6 protein-coding genes and 1 pseudogene are annotated in these 4,050 nt (G+C 62.0%); 3 read left to right on the forward strand and 4 right to left on the reverse strand.

Annotation, left to right across the window (positions count from 1 at the left end; genetic code table 11):
• On the reverse strand, positions 1 to 259 hold a 259-nt coding region (locus tag EN969_RS19905), incomplete at its 3' end, for a GDP-mannose 4,6-dehydratase (RefSeq protein ID WP_127419328.1).
• A complete protein-coding gene (locus tag EN969_RS35315; RefSeq protein WP_158515784.1) occupies positions 259 to 411 on the reverse strand; it encodes a hypothetical protein in 153 nt (50 codons plus the stop codon). The genes EN969_RS35315 and EN969_RS19905, both read right to left, overlap by 1 nt.
• 482 nt (positions 412 to 893) lie before the next feature.
• On the opposite strand from EN969_RS35315, the pseudogene EN969_RS36650 reads away from it, so the two are divergent.
• Both EN969_RS36650 and EN969_RS19910 read left to right on the forward strand, forming a co-directional pair.
• Positions 894 to 947, forward strand: a pseudogene (locus tag EN969_RS36650) (Fic family protein); the annotation flags it as partial.
• A gap of 6 nt (positions 948 to 953) precedes the next feature.
• On the forward strand, positions 954 to 1,466 hold the full coding sequence (locus tag EN969_RS19910; protein WP_244514275.1) for a hypothetical protein: 513 nt from the start codon (positions 954 to 956) through the stop codon (positions 1,464 to 1,466).
• A 92-nt stretch (positions 1,467 to 1,558) separates the two neighbouring features.
• Here EN969_RS19910 and EN969_RS19915 read toward each other — a convergent pair whose 3' ends face one another.
• Positions 1,559 to 2,149: a biotin transporter BioY gene (locus tag EN969_RS19915; RefSeq protein WP_027164125.1), complete on the reverse strand. Its 591-nt coding sequence runs from the start codon at positions 2,147 to 2,149 to the stop codon at positions 1,559 to 1,561.
• Between the two features lie 117 nt (positions 2,150 to 2,266).
• Here EN969_RS19915 and EN969_RS19920 point away from each other — a divergent pair, with 117 nt between their 5' ends.
• Positions 2,267 to 3,175 carry an MBL fold metallo-hydrolase gene (locus EN969_RS19920; protein ID WP_013532737.1) on the forward strand — a complete coding sequence of 303 codons (909 nt, stop codon included), beginning with the start codon at positions 2,267 to 2,269 and terminating at the stop codon, positions 3,173 to 3,175.
• A 31-nt stretch (positions 3,176 to 3,206) separates the two neighbouring features.
• Here EN969_RS19920 and EN969_RS19925 read toward each other — a convergent pair whose 3' ends face one another.
• The gene (locus EN969_RS19925; protein WP_013532738.1) at positions 3,207 to 3,992 is read right to left on the reverse strand and encodes a DUF1499 domain-containing protein; all 786 of its coding nucleotides are present in this window, start codon (positions 3,990 to 3,992) and stop codon (positions 3,207 to 3,209) included.
• Positions 3,993 to 4,050 lie beyond the last annotated feature (58 nt).

A 4,050-nucleotide genomic window follows, 5' to 3' on the forward strand; every position in this document is an offset into this window, starting at 1 on the left:
GGATCACCCGGTCGAATGCGTGGTCGGCAAAGCAGGCGTCGACCACGCTCTTGTCGGCGAGATTGCCGCGGATGAAATGGTAGCCGGCATTGGTCTTGCGGCTCGCCTCGTCCAGGAGCCGCAGTCTCGCCTCCTTGATTTCCGGATCGTAGTAGTCGTTGACGTTGTCGATGCCGACGACCTCGTCACCGCGCTCCAGCAGCCGCTTGGCTACGTGATACCCTATGAAGCCGGCCGCGCCGGTGACCAGAACCTTCATCAGAAGCGCCCATCCGTGACATGCCTGGGAAACAGACCCTTGATGTCGTAAATGACGCCGGGGGTCTTGCAAAGAGCCTGCAGGCCGTCGACGCCCAGAGCGCGGAACTGCCTGTGGCCGACGGCCACGATAACGACGTCAATGTCCTTCATTCCTCAGGTCCGGACATTTTCCTCAAAGGCCACCCCCATCACCAGAATCCGACTGCCAACGACCAAGAGCTACGACAGCGCGGCTGCTCCAGCAAGCATCTATTTCTCGGATCAACAGTGCGGGAACTTTTGATCAACAGCATTGCTTTATGCGATTGAAAAGATACCGTCTGCAACGCACCAACGCCGAACGATAGGGCCAATAATGCGATGTAATTTCCAGCACCGCTTCGGCGATCAACCCCTTGGCAAGTCGCCTGGGAGCCGAGACAGATCGATCTAGAGAGCGGAGATATTGCGTTCCGAAGCAGCTGTATGTTGGTGTCGTCGGGACGGCAACCTAATCAGATGCGTATGGCCGGCGGAGGGTACCGATCATCGGCCATAAGATCGGCCAAACATCCGGGCAAATTCGAAATATATCTTTATAATTACGTATTTAGCAGAAGCCAAGATCGGCCAGACATGGAAGAAAGCGTTTCAACTACATTCACCCGTTCCCCGACGGCAATGGCCGCGTCAGCCGTTTGATGAGCCACGCCATGGCCCATGAGGCTGGGATCGCCGCGCACGGGCTGTGGTCGATCTCACGCGGTCTAGCGCGCGGCGTGAAAAGCCGCACGGACTACAAGCGCATGATGGATCATGCCGATATGCCCCGCCAGGGTGATCTCGACGGACGGGGCAACCTCTCCGAGCGCGCACTCGGCGACTTTACGCTATGGTTCATGCAGGTGTGCATCGATCAGGTGAACTTTATGACCGGCTTGTTCGATCTCGACACGCTCGCGAAGCGGCTGCGTCGCTACGTCGAGCGCAGTGGCCTCAAACCCGAAGCCGCCCGCCTCCTGGAGGAAGCGCTAATGCGCGGCGAATTTGAACGCGGCGAAGCGTCTCGCATTAGCGGACTACCCGAACGCACGGCGCGTCGCGTGTTCAATGAGGTGATCGCGCTCGGTCTGTTGGCGTCGGAAACACCCAAAGGTCCGGTGTCGATACGCTTTCCGGCCAACGCATTGGATTCACTGTTTCCGAAGCTGTTTCCAGAAACCTAAGTGTGATTACTTGGCAGACGCCACGCTGAAATCCGCCAATCACCCCACGCCAGCCAAGGCTTGATTGCTCAAGCCGCTGGTCTGCTCGGGCTTCAGCCGCGCTTGAGCAGCGTCCAGACGGCCGGCACCAGGCTTGCCGCGAGAGCCACCTTGATCAGGTCGCCGACGATGAACGGCACGACGCCGAACTGCCACGACTTTTCCGGACCGATGAGCAGCGCCAGCCAGGCAAAGCCCATCGCCATCATGACGACTTCGCCAACCAGCATGGCGTTGAAAAGCTTGATCGGATGGCGGTCCCAGCCGCGATCCGCCGCCCAGCCGACAATGGCCGCCATGACCACGAAGCCGGCGAGATAGCCGCCGGTCGAGCCGAGCATGTAGGCAATGCCGAGACCCTTTTCAGGCGTGCTCTGGAAGACGGGGAAGCCCATGGCGCCCTCGGCCATGTAGAGCAGCAGGGTGGCGACGCCGAGACGCATGCCGAAAGCGGCGGCAATCAGCAGCACGGCCAGCGTCTGCATCGAAATGTCGACCGGCCCGAGCATCACCTTGGTCTTGGCCGACAGTGTCAGCACAAGCGTTCCGGCGATGGCCAGGAAAAGCTGCGTTGCCAGCCGCGCCGCGCCGCTTTGCGGCAGAGCCAGAGAAACAAGCGGACGCATCGTAGTTGCAATTGCCATGGTATTTCCCCAATCCGATTGCCGCTACCAGATGTTCGCGGCCTCACATCCTCCTATATTGGCTTGCGTGTTATGCGGCAATCGGTTTTGCCGTTTCCCCAAACAAGGCACCGATGCATGGCACTGAAGTTCGAGACCGGCTTCGACCCCCTCTATGGCCAGGGGGTGAGCGTCGCGCCCGATGTCCAGCGCATCACGGCCCGCAATCCAAGCCCTTTCACCTTTCACGGCACCAACAGCTACATAATTGGCCGCGATACGCTGGCGGTGATCGATCCGGGGCCGCATGACGAGGCGCATCTGCGGACCCTGCTCGAAGTGATCGCAGGCCGGCCAGTCAGCCATATCTTCGTCAGCCATACGCATCGCGACCACTCCCCGCTGGCGGCCCGGCTGAAAGAGCGCACCGGCGCCATCGTGCTGGCCGAGGGGCCGCACCGGCCGGCAAGAGCCCTGCACATCGGCGAGACCAATGCGCTCGACGCCAGTGCAGACATGGCTTTCGTTCCCGACATCGCCCTTTCCGACGGCGAGGCGGTCGATGGCGACGGCTGGTCGATCAGGACGGTTCTGACCCCGGGCCACACCGCCAATCATGCGGCATTCGCGCTGGAAGGAACCGGCATCCTGTTTTCGGCCGATCATGTCATGGCCTGGGCAACCTCCATCGTCGCCCCGCCGGATGGAGCGATGGCCGATTACATGGCCTCGCTGGACCGTCTAATCGACCGCGAGGACCGCTTGCTGCTGCCCGGACATGGCGGGCCGGTGACGGCACCGCGCGCTTTCATGCGCGGGCTGAAGACGCACCGCAAGATGCGCGAGCGAGCCATCCTGGAGCGGGTCAGAGAAGGCGACCGGACGATTCCCGACATGGTCAGGGCGATCTACAGGGATACCGATCCGCGGCTGCATGGCGCCGCCGGATTGTCGGTGCTTGCCCATCTCGAGGATCTGACGGCGCGCGGTCTGGTTGTGACCGATGCCGCACCGGCCATCGACGGCATTTTCACGCCGGCCGGATAGGCAACGCAGCCCACTGCCAAGTGCCCGTGCCTCACTCGGCCGGCGCGGCGCCAACCTGACCGGCGACTTCCTGGTCGAGCTCGGCAAGGAAATCGACAATACGCGCGGCATTGTCGCCAAGGTCGTAGCGACCGTAGCGGGACGCCGACCGCATGTCGACGATGACCGTATCGCCATCGTCCGTCACGCGGATCGCCACATCGGCGGGAAGGCCGATCACGAAGCCCTTGGCGACGGCGGTGATGGTCACCTCGCTTTGCCCGGCGAGATCAGGATAGGGTTCCGATAGATCCCAGTCGCGCCGGTCGAGTACGGTTTCGACGGCATTGACGACAGTCTCGAACGGCAGGTCGTAGCTGCGTGCGCTGACCAGCGGATAGCTATCGGTCTGCAGCCGCTGTTCCCCAGGCGTCGACGGCGCAAGCACGTTCATATCCTTCTTGCGGTCGCTCACGTCGAGCGCCGGCGGTTCGTCGAAATCCGTCGAGATGTCCCTGAGCGGCGGATAGATCGTCGCCCAGTAGGCGGCGACGCCGTAGGGTGCGAGCACCAGCAGCGCCAGCAGCGCGCCGACCGTCAGGTCGCGACCGCCGCGGTCGCCGAAATTCCAGAGCCGCGAAAAGGCAAACCCGGCAAACAACAGCGCCATCGCCGCCAGCAGCGCGACAATGCCGAGCACCCACAGAAAGACAGGTGTTTCGACGAGATCGAAGCGATGGCCGACAAAGACCGTCAGCAGCAGCACCAACGAAAAAGCGGCCGTGCGCCGCGACCATCCGGCCGCCCTCGACGTTTGCCGTTCAGGAATACTTGCCATCGATTGCCGCACCACCCCAACCCGAACGGAGACTTAGAACCTTTTTGCGATGCCATGA

Origin of the sequence: Mesorhizobium sp. M7A.F.Ca.CA.003.01.2.1 (assembly GCF_003998945.1) — a bacterium.
Taxonomy (GTDB): domain Bacteria; phylum Pseudomonadota; class Alphaproteobacteria; order Rhizobiales; family Rhizobiaceae; genus Mesorhizobium; species Mesorhizobium ciceri.

Coding starts and splice junctions, on each gene's coding strand:
- EN969_RS35315 (WP_158515784.1), bottom strand. CDS start 411: ATGAAGGACATTGACGTCGTTATCGTGGCCGTCGGCCACAGGCAGTTC.
- EN969_RS19925 (WP_013532738.1), bottom strand. CDS start 3,992: ATGGCAAGTATTCCTGAACGGCAAACGTCGAGGGCGGCCGGATGGTCG.
- EN969_RS19915 (WP_027164125.1), bottom strand. CDS start 2,149: ATGGCAATTGCAACTACGATGCGTCCGCTTGTTTCTCTGGCTCTGCCG.
- EN969_RS19910 (WP_244514275.1), top strand. CDS start 954: ATGGCCCATGAGGCTGGGATCGCCGCGCACGGGCTGTGGTCGATCTCA.
- EN969_RS19920 (WP_013532737.1), top strand. CDS start 2,267: ATGGCACTGAAGTTCGAGACCGGCTTCGACCCCCTCTATGGCCAGGGG.